Source organism: Pelomonas sp. CA6 (assembly GCF_022549225.1).
Lineage (GTDB): Bacteria > Pseudomonadota > Gammaproteobacteria > Burkholderiales > Burkholderiaceae_C > Roseateles.
The window spans coordinates 1-403 of the sequence record NZ_JAKZFD010000060.1 but is presented as its reverse complement, the minus strand read 5'-3'; the positions used below and the strand labels follow the sequence as shown (position 1 = coordinate 403).

1 protein-coding gene is annotated in these 403 nt (G+C 70.7%); it reads right to left on the bottom strand.

Annotated elements, in window-relative coordinates; genetic code table 11:
- Positions 1 to 403: AMP-binding protein (locus tag LZ017_RS21875; RefSeq protein ID WP_241399042.1), on the bottom strand; the 403-nt coding region annotated here is incomplete at both ends.

Sequence of the window (403 nt, the reverse complement as noted above, 5' to 3'; positions counted from 1 at the left end):
CGCCTCGATCTCGCCCAGCTCGATGCGGTAGCCGCGCAGCTTCACCTGCTCGTCGTTGCGACCGACAAAGGCCAGCCGCCCGTCCTCCCGCCAGCGCACCAGGTCACCGGTGCGGTACATGCGCGCCTCGCCGCCCGCGAACGGATCGGCCAGGAAGCGCTCCTGCGTCAGCTCCGGCCGGCCGAGGTAGCCCCGCGCCACGCTGGGGCCGCCGATGTACAGCTCGCCCACCGCGCCCAGCGGCAGTTCGCGCTGCTGCGCGTCCAGCACATACAGCCGCGTGTTGCTGATCGCCGCGCCGATGTCCGGCGATTCCTGGCCGGCAGATAGAGACCCTGAGGTCGCCACCACCGTGGTCTCGGTCGGCCCGTAGTTGTTCACCAGGGTCAGGTCTTGCGGCAGA